This is a genomic window from Paenibacillus wynnii (assembly GCF_000757885.1).
Taxonomy (GTDB): Bacteria; Bacillota; Bacilli; order Paenibacillales; family Paenibacillaceae; genus Paenibacillus_AQ; species Paenibacillus_AQ wynnii.
The window spans coordinates 1,171,293-1,187,552 of sequence record NZ_JQCR01000003.1 but is presented as its reverse complement, the minus strand read 5'-3'; the positions used below and the strand labels follow the sequence as shown (position 1 = coordinate 1,187,552).

Genomic DNA, 16,260 nt, shown 5'->3' with positions numbered 1-16,260 from the left:
GAGGACTCTTATGGAAACAAATGATAGTCACATGAATGTTAAAAAGAGAATGATGTTCAGTACAGAAGATGATTATTATTACTTTGTTTATAACTCCATTGTTTTCTTGCATACATTGGGATTTACAAGTGAAAAAAATCGATTGCAGGAATGGACAAAATTGAATTACTTAATTCCCTTTATATCTAATCATGCATTAATTAATATGATTCAAACATACAAATCACTAGGGAAATCAGCCTCTACCTTAGATAAAGAACTTTTAAAAGAAACCTATATCAAGAGCCGTCTTCGTTTAAATTGGACAGGTTCTCTCTTTTTTGCGCTTGAACAAAAAGGGATTTTTTCAATGAAAAAAAATGATAAGAGGAAATCATTTGATGTGTGGCTTTGTCCTGAAAATGTAAGTAATGAATTTAAAAATTGCGAAATGTTTCAGACGGAAAAACAACATAGCTTGCAGATAAAGCAAATGTTCTCTTACATAAAAACAATGAAGACGGATTCTCTTCTTGATGAATTATTTCGAAACAGGGGGGTTAAAATATGGGGCGATTAAAGGTAACACGTGTCCATTATATGGGTGATAAATACACCTATAGCTCCTTACCATTGGAAGATGGCATTAATATTATTGAAGCTGGTAACGGTGGAGGCAAAACCACATTTAGTGGCTTAATTTGTTTTGCTTTGGGAGACTATGTACAAAAGTTTGACTTTACGAAAACAGAAGTCCATTTTGAAGTTAAGAATGATAACAACAATTTTGTTTTATTAGAAATTGAAATTAATGATATCCCTTATAAAATAAAAAGATACTTTGGAAAAAATCAAAATGTTGTACTTATTCAAAATCAAAACGGGCGTGAAGACTCTTTTTTTCTCAATAGACAAGGATTGCCAAAAGGTCAAATCACATATTCAGATTGGCTTCTGGATAAAATCGGAATTGAGGTTGTTGATGTTTGGCAAGGTGCAACCAGTTTTAAGATTAACTTCACGGACTTATTCCGTCTAATCCATTATGATCAAGGGACTGAACCTAAAAAAATATATAAAGAACATCGAAACGAAAATAACTTCATCTCTGATTCGGGACAAATTCGCAAAGTTATTTTTGAATTGTTGGTTGGACATAGATTTTCGGACTTTTATGTAATGCTTGGAAAACTACGCGAATTAGAAAAACAAAGAGATGCTCAGAAGATTTTGGTGACCAATTTTGGGAGTTTAGCTGTTGAAATGGGTTATGATGTTGGTACTATTACTTCAAGTGAAATCCTTAGAAAAGTAACGGAAGATAAATTGGAACTTCAAAGAATTCAATTATTGAGAAATGAAGTTAAGAACCGAAAATTAGAACCTTCTTCTTTTGAATTTTTAGTTAGTCAAATTCGAACTGAGTTAGTTGAATCTGAAAGAGAGCTATCTAGTATTCAAATGAAAATGAATAATGTTAGTTTTGAAAAGAGAGATTTAATTGAACTAAAAGAGGAATTAATAAGAGAAGTGTCGCATATTAACAAAATTCTCTTTTCACACAATATGTTACATTTATTTTCTCCGGATGTTTGTCCTTGTTGTTTCAAAAAAGTCGAACGTGTTTCTGGACATTGTATATGTGGAGCGGAAATAGATGAAGGGCAGTATGAGCGCTATTTCTATAACTCACAAGAATACTTAGAAATTTTAAGGGCAAAACAAAAATCTATCGAAACAATAGAATTAGGGATTCAGTCATGTGGGAAAGAAGTTCTCTTTCTTTCTAGAAGTTTAGAATCATTAGTAGAACATCAGAATGGACTTAGAGAGCAATTGTCGGAAGCAGAAGGGCATACAAATGCGAATGACCAAGAACTTCTCCAACTAAACGAAAGGGTCTATCAGTTGAAGTCAGCTATTCAAGAAAATGAAAATAAAGCGAAGATGATAGAGAAATATGAGGAAGTAGATAAAAAATACAATAAGGCTAAAAGTGATTATTCTACTCAATTAAACAATGTGAGAATTACCCAATTGGAAATTGACAAGTTAATTCAAAGTCAAATCAACACCTTTAATGCGACATATAATCACTTAATGACTACTACTGTTGATGGAGTTACAAAATCTGAGATTAATGAATACTATATGCCTGTATTAAACGAAGGGTATTACAAAGAAGCAAGTTCCAATGTGCCAAAACGCTTCCTCTACTTCTTAACTTTACTGTCAATGTCACTTTCGAAGAACAGTATTCCCTTTCCTAAATTTCTGCTTGTAGATACGCCAGAGAATTTAGGTATTGATAAAGAAAATTTAGATAGCTGTCTTCAAAGAATATTAGAACTTCCGTCTGAAAGTTATCAAATAATCCTAACGACAGGTATTGGAAAGTATCCAGAGGAGTTCTCTGGTTATGTAAAAGAAACTATCCATGAGGGCGAGAAGTTGCTTAAACGAAGATAGGCATATAGTTAAATTAACTGTGCAGAATGAAAGAGCCAACGACTATGGTCGTTGGCTCTTTCATTTGTTCAAAACCCGTGCATCAATATACCCTTCGCCTTTCTCTCTGTCTAAATTTTCGGTCTCCCCATCAATCTGTAGTCTTAATTCAGACAAAGCTAATGCATCTTTATCGATTGCAGATCTGACCGTATACGTTAACCCATTCACAATAAAATCTTGTTTGTTTATTCTCATAATATTTTCCTTTCATGCTCCCCTTAATCGAAGTTAACATAATATTAATTATGTAAACCATCTAAGTTTCTATTTTATCTTATCGAGTTATCACGCACTGTAATCAGCATCCTTTAGGGTCATCTTCTCTCTAGAGGTTAGCCTCCTATGAGCTGTGATCAGGAAAGGCAGGCCCAAAGCTGCTGATAAAGCCAGGGGTAGGAAAAGAGCTGGACCGTTGCGAGCACCAAATTGATCCAATAACAGGCCGCCCAATATAGGTGCCACAACATTCCCGAAATTGTTGAATCCAATCGTTCCGTAATAAGTACCTTTCCATTCCGGCTTGGCAATTCGGTCGATCAGCATATCCATCATGGTAAAGAGCAGCACTTCACCTACAGTAAATAAAACTACACTGAACATTAGGAGAGCAATCCCCCCGGCAAAACCGAATAGTAAAAGACTCACAGCTACGCAGATATTTCCTAGAATTAAAGGAATAAGCGGCGGAAATTTGCTTGCGGAGCGAACAATTGGATATTGCACTACTAACACGGTTACAGCATTAAGAGAAAGCATATAAGAGAATAACTGTTTACCGTTCGAAAAGTGAGGATTCATGGCTAAGTATTGTGCCAAGGTTGAACTGAAGTGACCATAGCCTAGAACACAAAAGGTTGTACCGATCAGTACAGGTAAAAACACACGATCCCGCCCAGCGGTGGAGAGGGCTTCACTTAATTTAGGAGCTTGGGCTGTGGAACGGGCGGGAAGACTGGAACCATGAACCTTAAACTGCAAGAACAGGACAAGACCATAGGCGATATAGACGATTCCAGCAATGAGAAACGGGAAGGTCGACTTCGCTGAACCAAGCTGCAAACCAATGATAGGACCAAAGACAACGCCCAGGTTAACCGCAGCGTATCTTAGATTAAATACCAGCAGTTTTTGATCCTTAGGCGTAATATCTGATAATAATGCTCTTGAAGTGGGTTCAAATACGGCACGGCATAATCCATTCAGTGTATTAACTAAGAAGAAAACCCACAAATGCTGGGCTGCAGAGAAACCGAAAAATACACATGCCCAGCCAAAAACAGAAACCAGCATTACGATTCTGCGGCCAAACACATCGGAGATATAACCTCCATAGAAACTGACCATCACCCCGGCCAGCGAACTTACCGCTACGGTAAATCCGGTTTGAGTAGGTGAGACTCCAAGGACCTGGGTTAAATAGATGGCTAGAAAAGGGATACTCATGGAGGTTACGAGGCGGCCGAACATTGTACCGATAATAATTGTCCATGCTAGGGGATGAATATGTCTAAAATGTTGATTCATTTTTCAGAGTACCTCCTAATCATATAAAGTCCATAACAAATAATATACAGCGTTCAATCCTATGCTGTATAGCATAAAATGTAAATCAGGCAGAGTAATATGGAATATGATGGTAATTACATTTTCCCAGGAGGCTTACTAAGGATGCGGATTCCAGTTAGATACAAAATGTTCATCATCATTAGTGAACAGCAAAGTTTCCTTTTTTTCCTGAGGGGTATAATGTATAAGACACTTCTAAGTGCTAAAGGAGGCAGCTGCTATGGAAAAGCGCAAATACGGTAATACGGACATGGATGTCAGCATCCTCGGATTTGGTGGTGCTGAAATCGGCAGTTCGGATGAACAGACGGTGGATCGTCTCCTAGGAGGGGCTCTGGACGCTGGACTTAATCTAATTGACACGGCTGAATGTTATGGTAACAGCGAGGAACTGATTGGGAAGGCTCTGGCAGGACGCCGCAATGATTATTATCTCTTTACTAAATGCGGGCATTCTGCCGGTTTGGAATATCCTGATTGGGATCTTTTGTTGCTGGAAAAAAGCATTGATCGCAGCCTTAAACGCCTGAATACGGATTACGTTGATATGATTCATTTGCATAGCTGCAGAGAAGAAGTATTGCGTGAGGGTGGAGTTATTGAAGTGCTCCAGCGAGCAAAGCAAGCGGGCAAAACCCGGTATATCGGCTACAGTGGCGATAGAAACGATGCTCTATATGCGGTACAAACTGGCCTTTTTGATAGCTTAGAGATTTCCATAAATATTGCCGATCAGGAAGCAATTGAATTAACGCTGGACGAGGCGATAAAAAGGAACATGGGTGTGACGGCGAAGCGTCCGATAGCTAACGCTGCTTGGACCCATGAGACTATGAATGAAACCGACTATCCCTTCATCTATTGGAATCGCTTGCGTGACTTGAGGTACGGTTTCCTTGCAGATCATCAAAAAGGGGTAGAGACCGCACTGCGGTTCACACTTAGTACTCCCGGGGTACACACAGCGATTGTAGGGACCAATAACCCGGATCGATGGCAGCAGAATGCAGCTCTGCTTGATAAGGGGCTGCTTGATCGTGAACAGTATGAAGAGATTCGTAGAATCTGGCGAGATACAGCCGGTCAGGACTGGGTAGGTCAGACCTAAACAACACTCTAATGTTGAAAGGGATACATCGCTGAAAAGCGAGTGTATCCCTTTTTTGTGCTACGTTCGTTTTTTTAAATAATGGGTGGCCGAGATTAACGTTCAACAATTGGATTGGATCTTTAATCATAGGGTGGTTATGCGGACTCAGATGACTCTAAACAGATCATTTAGCCACAATAAGGGCTGTGGAGTCCGTATGAGGAAAATAATGATTTCATAAAAAAGCGGAGTCTTGGATGAAAAATAAAGTCCAAGACTGCCGCTTTTTTATGTGGCAGGTTATTATTATTTATCCGGTTAATACCGCTTGCTTGCCATGGCATTTCTTGCATACATCAATTTTCTCCCCCGAAATTCCTTTCCCGGTAAACAAGAGCTTGATACGAGTGCTGCCACAAATCGGACAAGTACCTCTGCTGCGAGATGGCATACGCCAGAGCGCTTTGCCACGTTTATTTTTAGACATGAATGGTCCCACCTTTTCTTAGCTTGTTTCTATATATCTATGCAGTTGTTCAGAGATAATTTCATGTAATGTGTACAAAATTTAAAAGTACCATTGTAGGCGAAAAGGTAGAGGAATTCACGAAAATAAACAGCGTATAACATAAATTATACGCTGTTTTTGATACAATCGATTTTATATGGATACAAGCTACACTTTCCTTACTCATTTGAAGGGTGTTTATGGGAAATCCCATGCTATAATGATGAAAAAACAAGTAGGTGGGATTTCATTGACTTACAATAGTTCCAAGCGGAAATGGAGATCGGAGAAGCTGTCACATTTGGGCTCTTCTATTTTCTCTGAAGTTGCAGCATGGAAGGGGGAGGCTCTTAAATCTGGATTGGACGTGATTGATTTAGGAATTGGCAGTCCTGACCAGCCTCCCGCACTTGAGATTCGTCAAACACTAAGCGAGGCAGTTTTGCAAGAGGGGAGCTATTCCTACCCAACTTCCAAGGGCAGTGTTGCATTCCGAGAAAAGGCATCAGCTTGGATGAAGCAACGTTTTGGAGTCTCCGTGGATTCTGAGGATGAATTGGTAGCGCTAATGGGATCGCAGGATGGTCTTGCCCATCTTGCTTTAGCTATTTGTAACCCAGGGGATCTCGCCATCGTGCCGGATCCGGGTTATCCCATCTATTCAGGTTCACTTGCTATAGCAGGTGTAGTGCCTTGGCATCTTCCCTTATTGGAAAAGAACAGCTTTTTGCCGGATCTTGACAGTATTCCGGAGCAGGTATGGCGAGAAGCCGTTTTTATTCTTCTGAATTTTCCCGGGAATCCGGTCTCTGCGGAGGCTGATATTTCTTTTTTTGAGAAATTGATTAAGCTTGCCCGCAAGTGGGATGTACTGGTGGTACACGACCTTGCCTATTCGGAAATGGGCTTTGATGGATATCGTCCGATTAGTATTTTACAAGTGCCTGGTGCGATAGATATTGCGGTCGAATTCCATTCCTTCTCCAAAAGCTTTAATATGGCAGGTTGCCGGATAGGGTTTATGACTGGAAATAGTGAAGCCATAGCCGCTTTGCGGGAATTAAAGGGGAATATAGATTATGGCGTCTTCCAGCCTATCCAGGAAGCAGCGATTATTGCACTGGAACTGGCGATGGCATCTGATAATTATCAAGGAGTAGCCGATCTTTACGAACGACGTCGTGATGTATTTGTGGAAGCATTAGCTGATGAGGGCTGGGTTGTACCCAAGCCGAAAGCAACCATGTTCATTTGGGCGCCGCTACCTTATTCTATTATCGATTCCAGAGTTGCAGGAGCTCGGGAATTTGCCAAAGAACTGCTGCTAAAGACAGGCGTAGCGATAATTCCTGGGGATGCCTTTGGCACACAGGGAGCTGGCTTCGTTAGAATTGCATTGGTTGAGGATGAACAGCGACTGGTAGAAGCTGCAAAGCGAATTGGTAGATACCTCCGCGAGGAACTATAAAAGGTTTTATGATGATTCATATATAAAAGGACAGCCTATGGCTGCCCTTTTTGCTTTAGACATATATTTCAATGTTATTTTCGAAGCCATGCTGTTGCTAACAGAATAGCTCCTTTTTTGGCATTCGTGTCTGCCATCACATTCAGCATTACAAAATCATGAATGATCCCCTCAAAACGGACCGCAGTTACCTCTACACCTGCTTCACGTAATTTGGCGGCATAGGCTTCACCTTCATCACGCAATACATCGGCTTCAGCAGTAATGACCAAGGCTTCTGGTAAATTACGCAGCTCATCGATACTGGCGCGAAGGGGAGAGGCAGTAATCTGAGCCCGTTCTTCCGGGTCAGTCGTATATTGATCCCAAAACCACTTCATACCTTCACGTCCCAAGAAATAACCTTCGGCGAACTGTTTATAGGACCCGGTATCGAAGGAAGCATCCGTAACCGGATAGAACAGAAGCTGTTTGGAAATTTTGGGCCCACTACGTTCTTTAGCCATCAGTGTAATCGCTGCAGCCATATTTCCGCCTACACTGTCGCCTGCTATGGTTAATTGGCTGGAATCAAGCCCATGTTCGGTCCCTTTTTCGGCCGCCCATTGTACTACGGTATATATTTCCTCGATGGCTGTTGGATATTTTGCCTCTGGGGAAAGGCTATACTCAGGAAAAACAATGGCAGCTTCAGCGCCGACAGCCAATTCACGGATCAATCGGTCATGCGTATGTGCATTGCCGAACACCCATCCTGCGCCATGAATATAGACGATTATAGGTAGGTTTGCTGCTGAAGAGTTTATAGGGCGGACGATTCTCACGGAAATATCACCGTTTGGTCCATTGGGCACTTTAAGATCTTGAATTTCTACATCCGGTTTGTATACATCGCTTGATTGTACTTGATCTACTGTTTCTCGCCCTTTTTCAGGACCAAGATCGGGTAAAAAGGGAGGTTTGGAGTTATCATCGGCGAATTTCTGAGCGGCGGGTTCAAGGACAATCTTGTTCACTTCTGTCATTGGAATCGACTCCTTTGGACTATCATAGTCAAATTCTCTCACTTCAATTCATAACCACCAGCCGCCGTCCTGAAACTATTTTCAGGTTATTCTCTGTCCCCTGGCGATGTTGCGATGATATATAAACCCTGCAAATATCAGTGTTATAACAATTGGATATCCAATTGCCCAGCCTGTAAAAGGGAACACGGCTGCTGTTGCCAAAAAGGAAATCCAACTGATCGTCACCCCTAGCGGGTTTCCTTTTAAGAGACGGATACCGGCAGCACATCCTCCTATATAAGTTAGAATAAAGGTGGCATTAGGAAATTGAATTAATGTAGTGATGGATAGAAGTCGGCTTCCATATAGGAAAAGTACAAAGGTGTAACATAACAACAGAAACCCAATCGCTCCCGTAGGTGTATGAAATCGTTTGGATAGCTTACCCATCCACTTTGGTGCGTATTCCTGTCGTGATAAAGCAAAGGCGACGCGGGAGGCAGCACCGGAGTATGCGATGATGGTAGCCGTACAAATGAAAATTCCTGTAAGTCCTGCTATAAATCCGCCCCAAGTCCCCAAAGGCTGGCTAATAATCCAAACGAGCGAGGCCTCTGATCCACCTTTAAGGTAGCTTTGTGTCCCAACAGTGGCTAAAGCAGATAGGAAGTATAATATTCCTACTATAATAGCGGCGATGGTCACACCCTTAACCGCTGCACGTTGCGGATCTTTGAACTCTTCTGAAAGATGGGAGACGGCCTCCCAGCCAATAAAACACCAGAATAGAATGGCTGCGGATTGTCCCACACTCATCCATCCGTGCGGTACGAAAGGGGTGAAGTGAATACTCTCCATCCTAGGAAGGGCTGCGGCAAAGGAGAAGACGAGTACGGCTACAATCGCAATAACAACGGCGATCTGTATTTTGCCGGCCAGCTGCATACCCACCCAATTCGTAACCAGTCCTATAGCCAGCATACCGGCTGCCAAAGCTATTCTGGCATGATCGCCCCATCCCATAGCAGCTGTCATATATCCTGCACCTGTGAGAGCGGCAACAGGTCCGCCAATCGGCACTGACATTAGGAAAAACCAGCCGACTAAGGCGCCAGCCCGCGGCCCGTAAGCGAGCCTGACGAAGTGGGAAACGCCTCCCGCGTTAGGGAATTTAGCAGATAACAGCCCCATCGTTAATGCCATAGGCAATATAAGCAAGGTCATAAACCCCCAAGCAAGCAATGAGGCCGGACCGGCCATTTCGGCTGCCAAACCGGGTACAATCAATACCCCTGAACCGAGTACAGCACCTATGTATAGGGCAATCGCCTGCGGCATGCCGATGTTTCTTTGTAGAGATGTGGATTCCTTCATGAATAGCATCCTGCTTTCCTAAGCTTTTATGATTGTCTTTTAGTATAGAGTATCAGATAATAGATCCATTGGAAAAACGGAATAATTGAATACTATCCATTCGAAAAACCGATGGAAGAGCCGTCAGGAGGAACCTAATGGAGTCACGTCATCTCTTTACCTTTCTAGTAGTGGTCGAGGTAGGAAGTTTTACGCGTGCCGCTCAGAAGTTGGATTATGCCCAATCCAGCATTACAGCCCAAATCCAAGCGTTGGAGGCAGAGTTAGGTCAGCCTTTGTTTGATCGTATTAGTAAAAAAATTATTCTTACGGACGCTGGACGCCGTCTACTGCCCTATGCGCAGGAAATATCCAAAATGCATACCATGGCTCAGGATGCTCTTCGTTCGGAGACGGAACTGACTGGAACTTTGCGGATTGGTGCGCCGGAGTCTCTAGCTGCTTTTCGCCTTCCGGGGATTATTAAAGAATTCCGTGAACAGTACCCGCAGGTGCAAATCATTCTAAAGCCGGGTGCCTGCTGGGAACTCGTTGATTGCATCCGCTCTGGGGAGCTGGATCTAGCTTTTCTGCTTCAACCGGAGACGGAGTACAAGGATATACATATAGAGACTCTCATTCACGAAGAGATGGCCTTAGTAGCACCTCTAGATCATCCCCTTATTCACTTTAGTGAGGTAACTCCTCTTGACCTAAGAACGGAAACCATTCTACATACAGAAACGGGCTGCTCCTATCGCATCTTATTTGAGAGGCATTTGAATAGCCATGGGGTATTTTCGGACCCGAAGCTTGAATTCTGGAGTATTGAAGCGATCAAGCAATGTGTGATGGCAGGGCTGGGGATCTCTTTTTTGCCGTATGTCACAGTTAAGACTGAGCTCTCTGAGGGGAAATTAATGAAGTTAAATTGGAATGATGAGTCACAACGGGTTGCCACTCAGCTGGTGTATCACAACAAAAAGTGGAAATCGCCGGCCTTGTCTCAATTTCTACTTACGGTGCATAAGCATGCAGGGCTGTGGAACGGAGAAACGGTTGAAAACTAAGTATGCAAATGCTCAAAGGAATCGTTTATCCTCATCTATTCTATGGTACAATAAATACTTTCTGAGATTTAAAATAGGGGAGGGCACTTGTCGTGATTAGCTTTACCGAGGACTATGACGATGAACTGGATGCTTTTCTGATCTGGATGAAAGATGCCGGATATACCCCACATACACAAAAATCCTATTTGGCAGATGTACGTGAATTTCTTATGAGTCTTAACGGAAAAAAGTTGGAAAGTGTTAAAAAACTGCATGTTGTTTCCTACCTGACCTCTGTCCGAGAGCGCGGGGTTAGTGATGCTACCCGTAACCGTAAGCATGCCTCGGTAAACTGCTTTTATAAGGCTCTGATGGAGCTCGAGATATACAATTCTAACCCGGCAGCGGGCATTAAGAAGTCTAAAACCGAAAAAAACCGCGAGCCCGTCTATCTAGATGAGAGTGATCTGGAGCGTTTTTTGTCTGCCATAGAAGGTAAATACAAGGGGCGGAATTTAGCTGTGTTTTTACTCATGTCCTATATGGGACTGCGGGTGGGCGAGGTTCATATCCTAAATATCAGTGATTATAATAAGGAACGCCGGTCGCTTCGAGTATTTGGTAAAGGACGGAAATGGCGTAATATACCTGTACCCGAAGGAATCGTTCCTTACCTTAACATAGCCTTGGAAGAACGTTTAGAGCCTTGGCGCCTTAAGGAAGAAGCCTTGTTCATTTCCCAAAAAGGGCGGAGGCTCTCCATACGGGGAATTCAACAAATCGCTGCGGATACCTTTGAACGGTTTCAAAGCGGAGTCCCTGCTGCTCAAAGACGTCCTTATTCCAGCCACAAGCTGCGGCACTCGTTCGCCACAATGCTTCTCCGAAAAGGAGCTGATCTGCGCACCGTTCAGGAGCTGCTCGGCCACTCATCGATTCAGACTACTACTGTATACACACACATTACGAGCCGGGAGAAAGAGGAGGCCATGTCCAGGCTCCGACTCCAACTACCGCAGCTGCGCAATGAGCTAAGTTAACATAATAAATATTATGTTAACTTAACGCACAATTTACGCACAATGTGCTTTTTGAGGATGACAAGAACATTATGTATTGCTAACATGGATAGGGGTCAACGCCATGAAATTCAAAGTACATGATCTGTCCTTCTATTAGTCGATTCCTCGTAGAGCCCGGTTATGAGCTTGACAGCGACTCTAACTTTAACCGGTTAACGCGTTTGCGCGCAATGGATGATAAGGAATCTTTCCAGGAAGTGCGCTCATTATTACCCAAGCATCTGTGCCTTCTCACGGGTATGATCCCTTAGTCTATAATGAAAGCATCCAGTATCCTTATATGCTGAAGAAGGAATGGTGGATGAGTGGGAGAGTGAAGATTCATCAGTCTTCGCATGCGCGGTATTTTGATCAGGTAATCTTTGAATTTAAGCGGGAGATCTCCCGAGGAGGAATAAAGGGAAAACCGCCAGAGTGGATTTTTACATTCACTTCTGGCGGCTGATTTTAGGTAAACAGTTCAAGCTTGGAAATTTCACCCTTGAGTTTTGCTGCTGATTTCTGGAAAAGGGCCTGCTCCTCCTCGCTTAGCGGCAGGTCCAGCACTTCCCGAACCCCTGAACGGTCTACAACGCAAGGTGCTCCTAGGAACACATCGGTTACTCCATTATAGTTGTTCAGCAGAGTGGAGACATTAAGTACGGCTCCTTCATTGTTCAGAATGGAGACGACGATTCGATCTAAGGCCAGAGCGATAGCGTATGAAGTAGAGCCTTTGGCATCGATAATTTCGTAGGCTGCATTCTTGGTGTCCTCAAAGATTTCCTTGCGTTCAGCTTCATCGAACCCGAGCTCGATTCCGGCGACATTGGCCAGACTCCACACTGGAAGTTCCGAATCTCCATGTTCGCCAATGATCTGACCGTGAATACTCCGTGGATCGATTTCTTTGTGCAGACCAATTAGATAGCGGAATCGAGCACTATCGAGAACTGTACCTGAACCTATAACACGTCTACGATCGAATCCGCTGATTTTCAGGGTAGCATAGGCTAAGATATCCACTGGATTCGTAGCGATCAGTAGGATAGCATGCTGGTTGTATTTTGTAATTTTTTGAATGATATCTTTAAAGATCGCAATGTTCTTGCGAAGGAGATCAATTCTTGTTTCTCCAGGCTTCTGGGAGGCGCCGGCGGTTACGATTATGATGTCTGCTTCTCTGCAATCTTCATAGGTACCTGCCCATAACTTCACTCCGCCAACAAAAGGCATACCATGATTCATGTCAAGCGCTTCACCGAGTGCTTTCTGGTGGTTAACGTCAATGAGTACAAGCTCGGGCATGCGGCGGCGTAAAAGTAATGTATATGCCGTTGTCGTACCGACCGCACCTGTGCCAATAACTACAACACGGTTGGGCTTGAATGGGGGGGCCATTGTTCCATCTCCTCCAAATTTGTATTTTTTGTGTCCAATCGTATCCATCATAATCTCTACACATAGTGTTTTCAAGCGAAGTGCTTTTAATTCATTACCCGATTTCAGGCAAAGTAAATAAGGAGTTTCTGAAAGTAGAAGCTATGTTTAGCATTTCCACACTCTTTTTGTTTATGGGGGCGGCTGTTTTGCCCTTTTTGCCCCAATTCGTTAATTATGGTGCGAACATAGGCGCCGGTGTGATCTTTTTATGTCTTGGTATAAAGCTTCTGACTACCTCACCTTAAACATAACTCATGATATTTCAAACATATGACAGGAGAGAATTTAAGCTATGGATTTATTTCGTAAAAAACCGTTAGTCGCACCACAAGGGGCGAATACGGACAACTTGAGTAAAACACTTGGAGCATTAGATTTAACAACACTTGGAGTAGGTGCCATTATCGGTACTGGGATTTTTGTAATGACGGGTGTAGCCGCGGCTGAACATGCTGGTCCTGCACTAGTGCTTTCTTTTATTATCGCCGGATTTGCTTGTGTGTTGTCAGCGCTTTGTTACTCTGAATTTGCCTCATCGATCCCAGTGTCCGGCAGTGCTTATGCCTATAGCTATGTAGCCTTTGGTGAGCTTCTTGCATGGATACTCGGATGGGATCTTGTTCTTGAATACGGAGTTGCGGCGGCGGCTGTCAGCAGTGGGTGGTCCGGGTATTTCCAGGGTCTTCTTGAAGGATTTGGTCTTCATTTGCCGACGGTTCTAACCGGGGCGTACAATGCGGACAAAGGAACTATAGTTAATTTACCGGCGATCGTCATTATTTTGCTGATTTCCTACTTGTTAACCCGCGGGGTTAAAGAGACGGCCCGGTTTAATGCGATCATGGTCGTCATAAAGCTTTCAGTGGTGCTTTTATTTATCTTCACCGGTATTTTTTATGTAAAACCTGAGAATTGGACACCTTTTATGCCCTTTGGTTTTCATGGCGTAGTAAACGGGGCAGCCACTGTGTTTTTCGCCTATATAGGTTTTGATGCCATCTCTACAGCAGCGGAGGAGGTTAAGCGCCCTCAGCGCGATCTCCCTATCGGAATTATCTCTTCGCTTGCGATTTGTACGGTTCTGTATATAGCAGTTTCGCTTATATTAACAGGGATCGTCCCTTACCAAAACCTGAATGTAAGTGACCCGGTTTCCTTTGCACTTCGTTTTGTGGATCAGAATATGATTGCAGGACTTATCTCGGTAGGTGCCATCGCCGGGATGACCACTGTGCTGCTTGTAATGCTTTTTGGTCAAACACGTCTATTGTTCGCGATCTCACGGGATGGACTTTTACCGCGAAGCTTGTCCAAGGTTAATGCAAAGACACATACACCGGTTCGCAGTACATGGATGGTCGGAGGTATTGTAGCCGTTCTAACTGGTTTTGTTCCCCTAGATCGTTTGGTTAATCTTACGAGTATTGGTACGTTATTCGCCTTTTTAATCGTTTCTTTGGGTATAATTTCTTTGCGGGCATCGAATCCGGAATTGAAGCGAGGTTTTAAGGTTCCTTGGGTTCCGTTTATTCCTTTACTAAGTGCGGCAGCTTGTGGGTATTTAATGTATAATTTGGGGAGCGAGACTTGGATTGGTTTTATGATATGGCTTGCAGTGGGTCTGGTAATTTACGCGCTGTATGGATATCGCAATAGTAAACTTAACAACAACAGTAAATAATTAGAATTTAATATACATCCGTTTGTTTCATTCATCCGAGGGGAGAGAGCTATGTCATTTAAAACTGTAGGTTTGAGACCCATAAAACTGCTTATTCTTCTGTTGCTAACTGCCCTTACAGTAGCTGCTTGCTCATCTCCTCCACCGGAGCCAATTCCGTCTCCACAACCAACGGAAGCACCGGAAGAAGGACAGACCATTACAATAATAACCCCTGACGCTGAGAATATAGATACTGCAAATGCACCGAAATACCAGATTCAAACCCGACTTACGGATTTCGAATTGCTTAGCGTTTCAGAAGGAATAGCTTGGGGAGTAACTAAAAATTCACTCCGGATGTACATGACTCTTAATAATGGGGAGACCTGGGCAAATATCTCACCATCTTCTAACATTCAGTTTTCAGCGAACCCGATTTATGGAAAAGATATCTTCTTCACAGACCCGAACAACGGATGGATTATCCGAAGCTCTTATGGAAATACGGAGACGATTGTCCTGCGTACCCATGATGGAGGCCTGAACTGGAAAGTATCCTCATTAGGTGATGACAACCCTATTTCTTCTATTTATTTCATCACACCACAGCGCGGCTGGCTTTTAACTTCATGGGACGCCACATCTTATAAAGAAAGTAAAGCATTATACTCCACTATAAATGGAGGCGCCTCCTGGAACATCGTAATGCAGAATGAGCAGTATAGCCCGATTTCACCAAATCCTTTTATACCTATACCTGGTGTAACAACGGGCATGATATTCATGAATAGAAATGTTGGAATTGCGACTTTACAGACTGCTGCCCTCCCTAAAATCTTCATGACTAGTGACGGGGGGATCCATTGGCGACCGGGACAATCGTTCTTAGTGAATGATCAGTTGGCACAATGCGACAGGGTTATTACCGGGAAGCCCGACTTTTTCGATGAAGGCAACACTAAGGGCTGGATGTCTGTGGGATGCCAGACTGATAAGGACAAAGGTATCACTTACCATGGTTATTTTACAGCAAATGCCGGAAAGAACTGGAAGTTTGCTCCATTTACACTTAACAAATTAAGCGGAATAAATCGGAATGTACCCCCGATATTTATCAGTTCATATATGGGATGGGCGCTGAAAGGCAATCTCCTATACCAAACCAAAGACCAGGGAGCAACTTGGAAGCAACTTCCTGCCAGCAGTGTCCTACAATCTAAGTTGTCAGAGTATCCCGAGGTAGTCAAGCTTCAGTTCTTCACAGAAAATTACGGCTGGCTGTTGATTGAGAAGAAAGAGGATAAAAAGTCAGTTCTTCTTCAATCCGTAAACGGCGGATTCAGCTGGAGGGTCATGTAAATATCAGGTAGAAAGACTGTCCGAGGGCAGTCTTTTTTCATTAATAATTATTGGTGAAAAAGATCTATTAATCTACGAAATAGGCGGAAAGAGAAGAACAAATATAAGGTAAAAACTTAATTAAAATTTTCTTTATCTTTGTGACAAAAATCACATTAACAGAAAAACACGTGTGATATATTTAACACATAGAACAAGTT

15 protein-coding genes and 1 pseudogene are annotated in these 16,260 nt (G+C 42.9%); 10 read left to right on the top strand and 6 right to left on the bottom strand.

The features are described from left to right. The first annotated feature begins 10 nt into the window (after positions 1 to 10). On the top strand, positions 11 to 559 hold the full coding sequence (locus PWYN_RS20820; RefSeq protein WP_036655832.1) for a hypothetical protein: 549 nt from the start codon (positions 11 to 13) through the stop codon (positions 557 to 559). Further along, a complete protein-coding gene (locus tag PWYN_RS20815) occupies positions 547 to 2,448 on the top strand; it encodes a coiled-coil domain-containing protein (RefSeq protein WP_036655830.1) in 1,902 nt (633 codons plus the stop codon). The genes PWYN_RS20820 and PWYN_RS20815 overlap by 13 nt, the downstream gene beginning before the upstream one ends. Positions 2,449 to 2,529: 81 nt before the next feature. Here PWYN_RS20815 and PWYN_RS30105 read toward each other — a convergent pair. After that, positions 2,530 to 2,685: pseudogene (locus PWYN_RS30105) on the bottom strand (GNAT family N-acetyltransferase); the annotation flags it as partial. Positions 2,686 to 2,775: 90 nt separating this feature from the next. After that, entirely contained in the window at positions 2,776 to 4,014 is a 1,239-nt protein-coding gene (locus tag PWYN_RS20810) for an MDR family MFS transporter (RefSeq protein WP_036655828.1), read from the bottom strand. 262 nt (positions 4,015 to 4,276) lie between these two features. Here PWYN_RS20810 and PWYN_RS20805 point away from each other — a divergent pair, with 262 nt between their 5' ends. Then, a complete protein-coding gene (locus tag PWYN_RS20805; protein ID WP_036655825.1) occupies positions 4,277 to 5,164 on the top strand; it encodes an aldo/keto reductase in 888 nt (295 codons plus the stop codon). A gap of 292 nt (positions 5,165 to 5,456) precedes the next feature. Here PWYN_RS20805 and PWYN_RS29665 read toward each other — a convergent pair whose 3' ends face one another. Next, the gene (locus PWYN_RS29665; protein ID WP_169744138.1) at positions 5,457 to 5,633 is read right to left on the bottom strand and encodes a hypothetical protein; all 177 of its coding nucleotides are present in this window, start codon (positions 5,631 to 5,633) and stop codon (positions 5,457 to 5,459) included. Between the two features lie 244 nt (positions 5,634 to 5,877). Here PWYN_RS29665 and PWYN_RS20800 point away from each other — a divergent pair, with 244 nt between their 5' ends. Then, positions 5,878 to 7,122, top strand: a complete 1,245-nt coding sequence (locus PWYN_RS20800; RefSeq protein WP_052088522.1) for an aminotransferase class I/II-fold pyridoxal phosphate-dependent enzyme — start codon at positions 5,878 to 5,880, stop codon at positions 7,120 to 7,122. 74 nt (positions 7,123 to 7,196) lie between these two features. Here the strand turns inward: PWYN_RS20800 and PWYN_RS20795 are convergent, their stop codons facing one another. Beyond that, entirely contained in the window at positions 7,197 to 8,147 is a 951-nt protein-coding gene (locus PWYN_RS20795; protein WP_036655821.1) for an alpha/beta hydrolase, read from the bottom strand. Between the two features lie 81 nt (positions 8,148 to 8,228). Then, positions 8,229 to 9,503, bottom strand: coding sequence for an APC family permease (locus PWYN_RS20790; protein WP_036655819.1), 1,275 nt, complete (start codon positions 9,501 to 9,503; stop codon positions 8,229 to 8,231). A gap of 137 nt (positions 9,504 to 9,640) precedes the next feature. Here PWYN_RS20790 and PWYN_RS20785 point away from each other — a divergent pair, with 137 nt between their 5' ends. From PWYN_RS20785 to PWYN_RS30725, 4 genes are all read left to right on the top strand, one after another. After that, complete coding sequence (locus PWYN_RS20785; protein ID WP_036655817.1) at positions 9,641 to 10,552, top strand: LysR family transcriptional regulator; 912 nt, start codon at positions 9,641 to 9,643, stop codon at positions 10,550 to 10,552. 92 nt (positions 10,553 to 10,644) lie between these two features. Beyond that, complete coding sequence (locus tag PWYN_RS20780; RefSeq protein ID WP_036655816.1) at positions 10,645 to 11,574, top strand: tyrosine-type recombinase/integrase; 930 nt, start codon at positions 10,645 to 10,647, stop codon at positions 11,572 to 11,574. 119 nt (positions 11,575 to 11,693) lie between these two features. Continuing rightward, positions 11,694 to 11,867: a DUF3900 domain-containing protein gene (locus PWYN_RS28810; RefSeq protein WP_084146843.1), complete on the top strand. Its 174-nt coding sequence runs from the start codon at positions 11,694 to 11,696 to the stop codon at positions 11,865 to 11,867. A gap of 29 nt (positions 11,868 to 11,896) precedes the next feature. Then, positions 11,897 to 12,061 (top strand): hypothetical protein, encoded by a 165-nt coding sequence (locus PWYN_RS30725; protein WP_157261231.1) that lies wholly within the window; start codon positions 11,897 to 11,899, stop codon positions 12,059 to 12,061. Positions 12,062 to 12,063: 2 nt separating this feature from the next. On the opposite strand, the gene PWYN_RS20775 is transcribed toward PWYN_RS30725, so the two are convergent. Continuing rightward, a complete protein-coding gene (locus tag PWYN_RS20775) occupies positions 12,064 to 12,996 on the bottom strand; it encodes an L-lactate dehydrogenase (RefSeq protein ID WP_036655814.1) in 933 nt (310 codons plus the stop codon). A gap of 334 nt (positions 12,997 to 13,330) precedes the next feature. On the opposite strand from PWYN_RS20775, the gene PWYN_RS20770 reads away from it, so the two are divergent. Beyond that, positions 13,331 to 14,719, top strand: a complete 1,389-nt coding sequence (locus tag PWYN_RS20770; protein WP_036655812.1) for a branched-chain amino acid transporter BcaP — start codon at positions 13,331 to 13,333, stop codon at positions 14,717 to 14,719. A 51-nt stretch (positions 14,720 to 14,770) separates the two neighbouring features. Next, a complete protein-coding gene (locus PWYN_RS20765; RefSeq protein ID WP_052088236.1) occupies positions 14,771 to 16,060 on the top strand; it encodes a WD40/YVTN/BNR-like repeat-containing protein in 1,290 nt (429 codons plus the stop codon). The last annotated feature ends 200 nt before the right edge of the window (positions 16,061 to 16,260 follow it).

Bases quoted from the DNA above. Each gene is read 5' to 3' on its own strand.
- PWYN_RS20820 (WP_036655832.1), top strand. From the start codon at position 11: ATGGAAACAAATGATAGTCACATGAATGTTAAAAAGAGAATGATGTTC.
- PWYN_RS20815 (WP_036655830.1), top strand. From the start codon at position 547: ATGGGGCGATTAAAGGTAACACGTGTCCATTATATGGGTGATAAATAC.
- PWYN_RS20810 (WP_036655828.1), bottom strand. From the start codon at position 4,014: ATGAATCAACATTTTAGACATATTCATCCCCTAGCATGGACAATTATT.
- PWYN_RS20805 (WP_036655825.1), top strand. From the start codon at position 4,277: ATGGAAAAGCGCAAATACGGTAATACGGACATGGATGTCAGCATCCTC.
- PWYN_RS29665 (WP_169744138.1), bottom strand. From the start codon at position 5,633: ATGTCTAAAAATAAACGTGGCAAAGCGCTCTGGCGTATGCCATCTCGC.
- PWYN_RS20800 (WP_052088522.1), top strand. From the start codon at position 5,878: ATGAAAAAACAAGTAGGTGGGATTTCATTGACTTACAATAGTTCCAAG.
- PWYN_RS20795 (WP_036655821.1), bottom strand. From the start codon at position 8,147: ATGACAGAAGTGAACAAGATTGTCCTTGAACCCGCCGCTCAGAAATTC.
- PWYN_RS20790 (WP_036655819.1), bottom strand. From the start codon at position 9,503: ATGAAGGAATCCACATCTCTACAAAGAAACATCGGCATGCCGCAGGCG.
- PWYN_RS20785 (WP_036655817.1), top strand. From the start codon at position 9,641: ATGGAGTCACGTCATCTCTTTACCTTTCTAGTAGTGGTCGAGGTAGGA.
- PWYN_RS28810 (WP_084146843.1), top strand. From the start codon at position 11,694: ATGATCTGTCCTTCTATTAGTCGATTCCTCGTAGAGCCCGGTTATGAG.
- PWYN_RS30725 (WP_157261231.1), top strand. From the start codon at position 11,897: ATGCTGAAGAAGGAATGGTGGATGAGTGGGAGAGTGAAGATTCATCAG.
- PWYN_RS20775 (WP_036655814.1), bottom strand. From the start codon at position 12,996: ATGGCCCCCCCATTCAAGCCCAACCGTGTTGTAGTTATTGGCACAGGT.
- PWYN_RS20770 (WP_036655812.1), top strand. From the start codon at position 13,331: ATGGATTTATTTCGTAAAAAACCGTTAGTCGCACCACAAGGGGCGAAT.
- PWYN_RS20765 (WP_052088236.1), top strand. From the start codon at position 14,771: ATGTCATTTAAAACTGTAGGTTTGAGACCCATAAAACTGCTTATTCTT.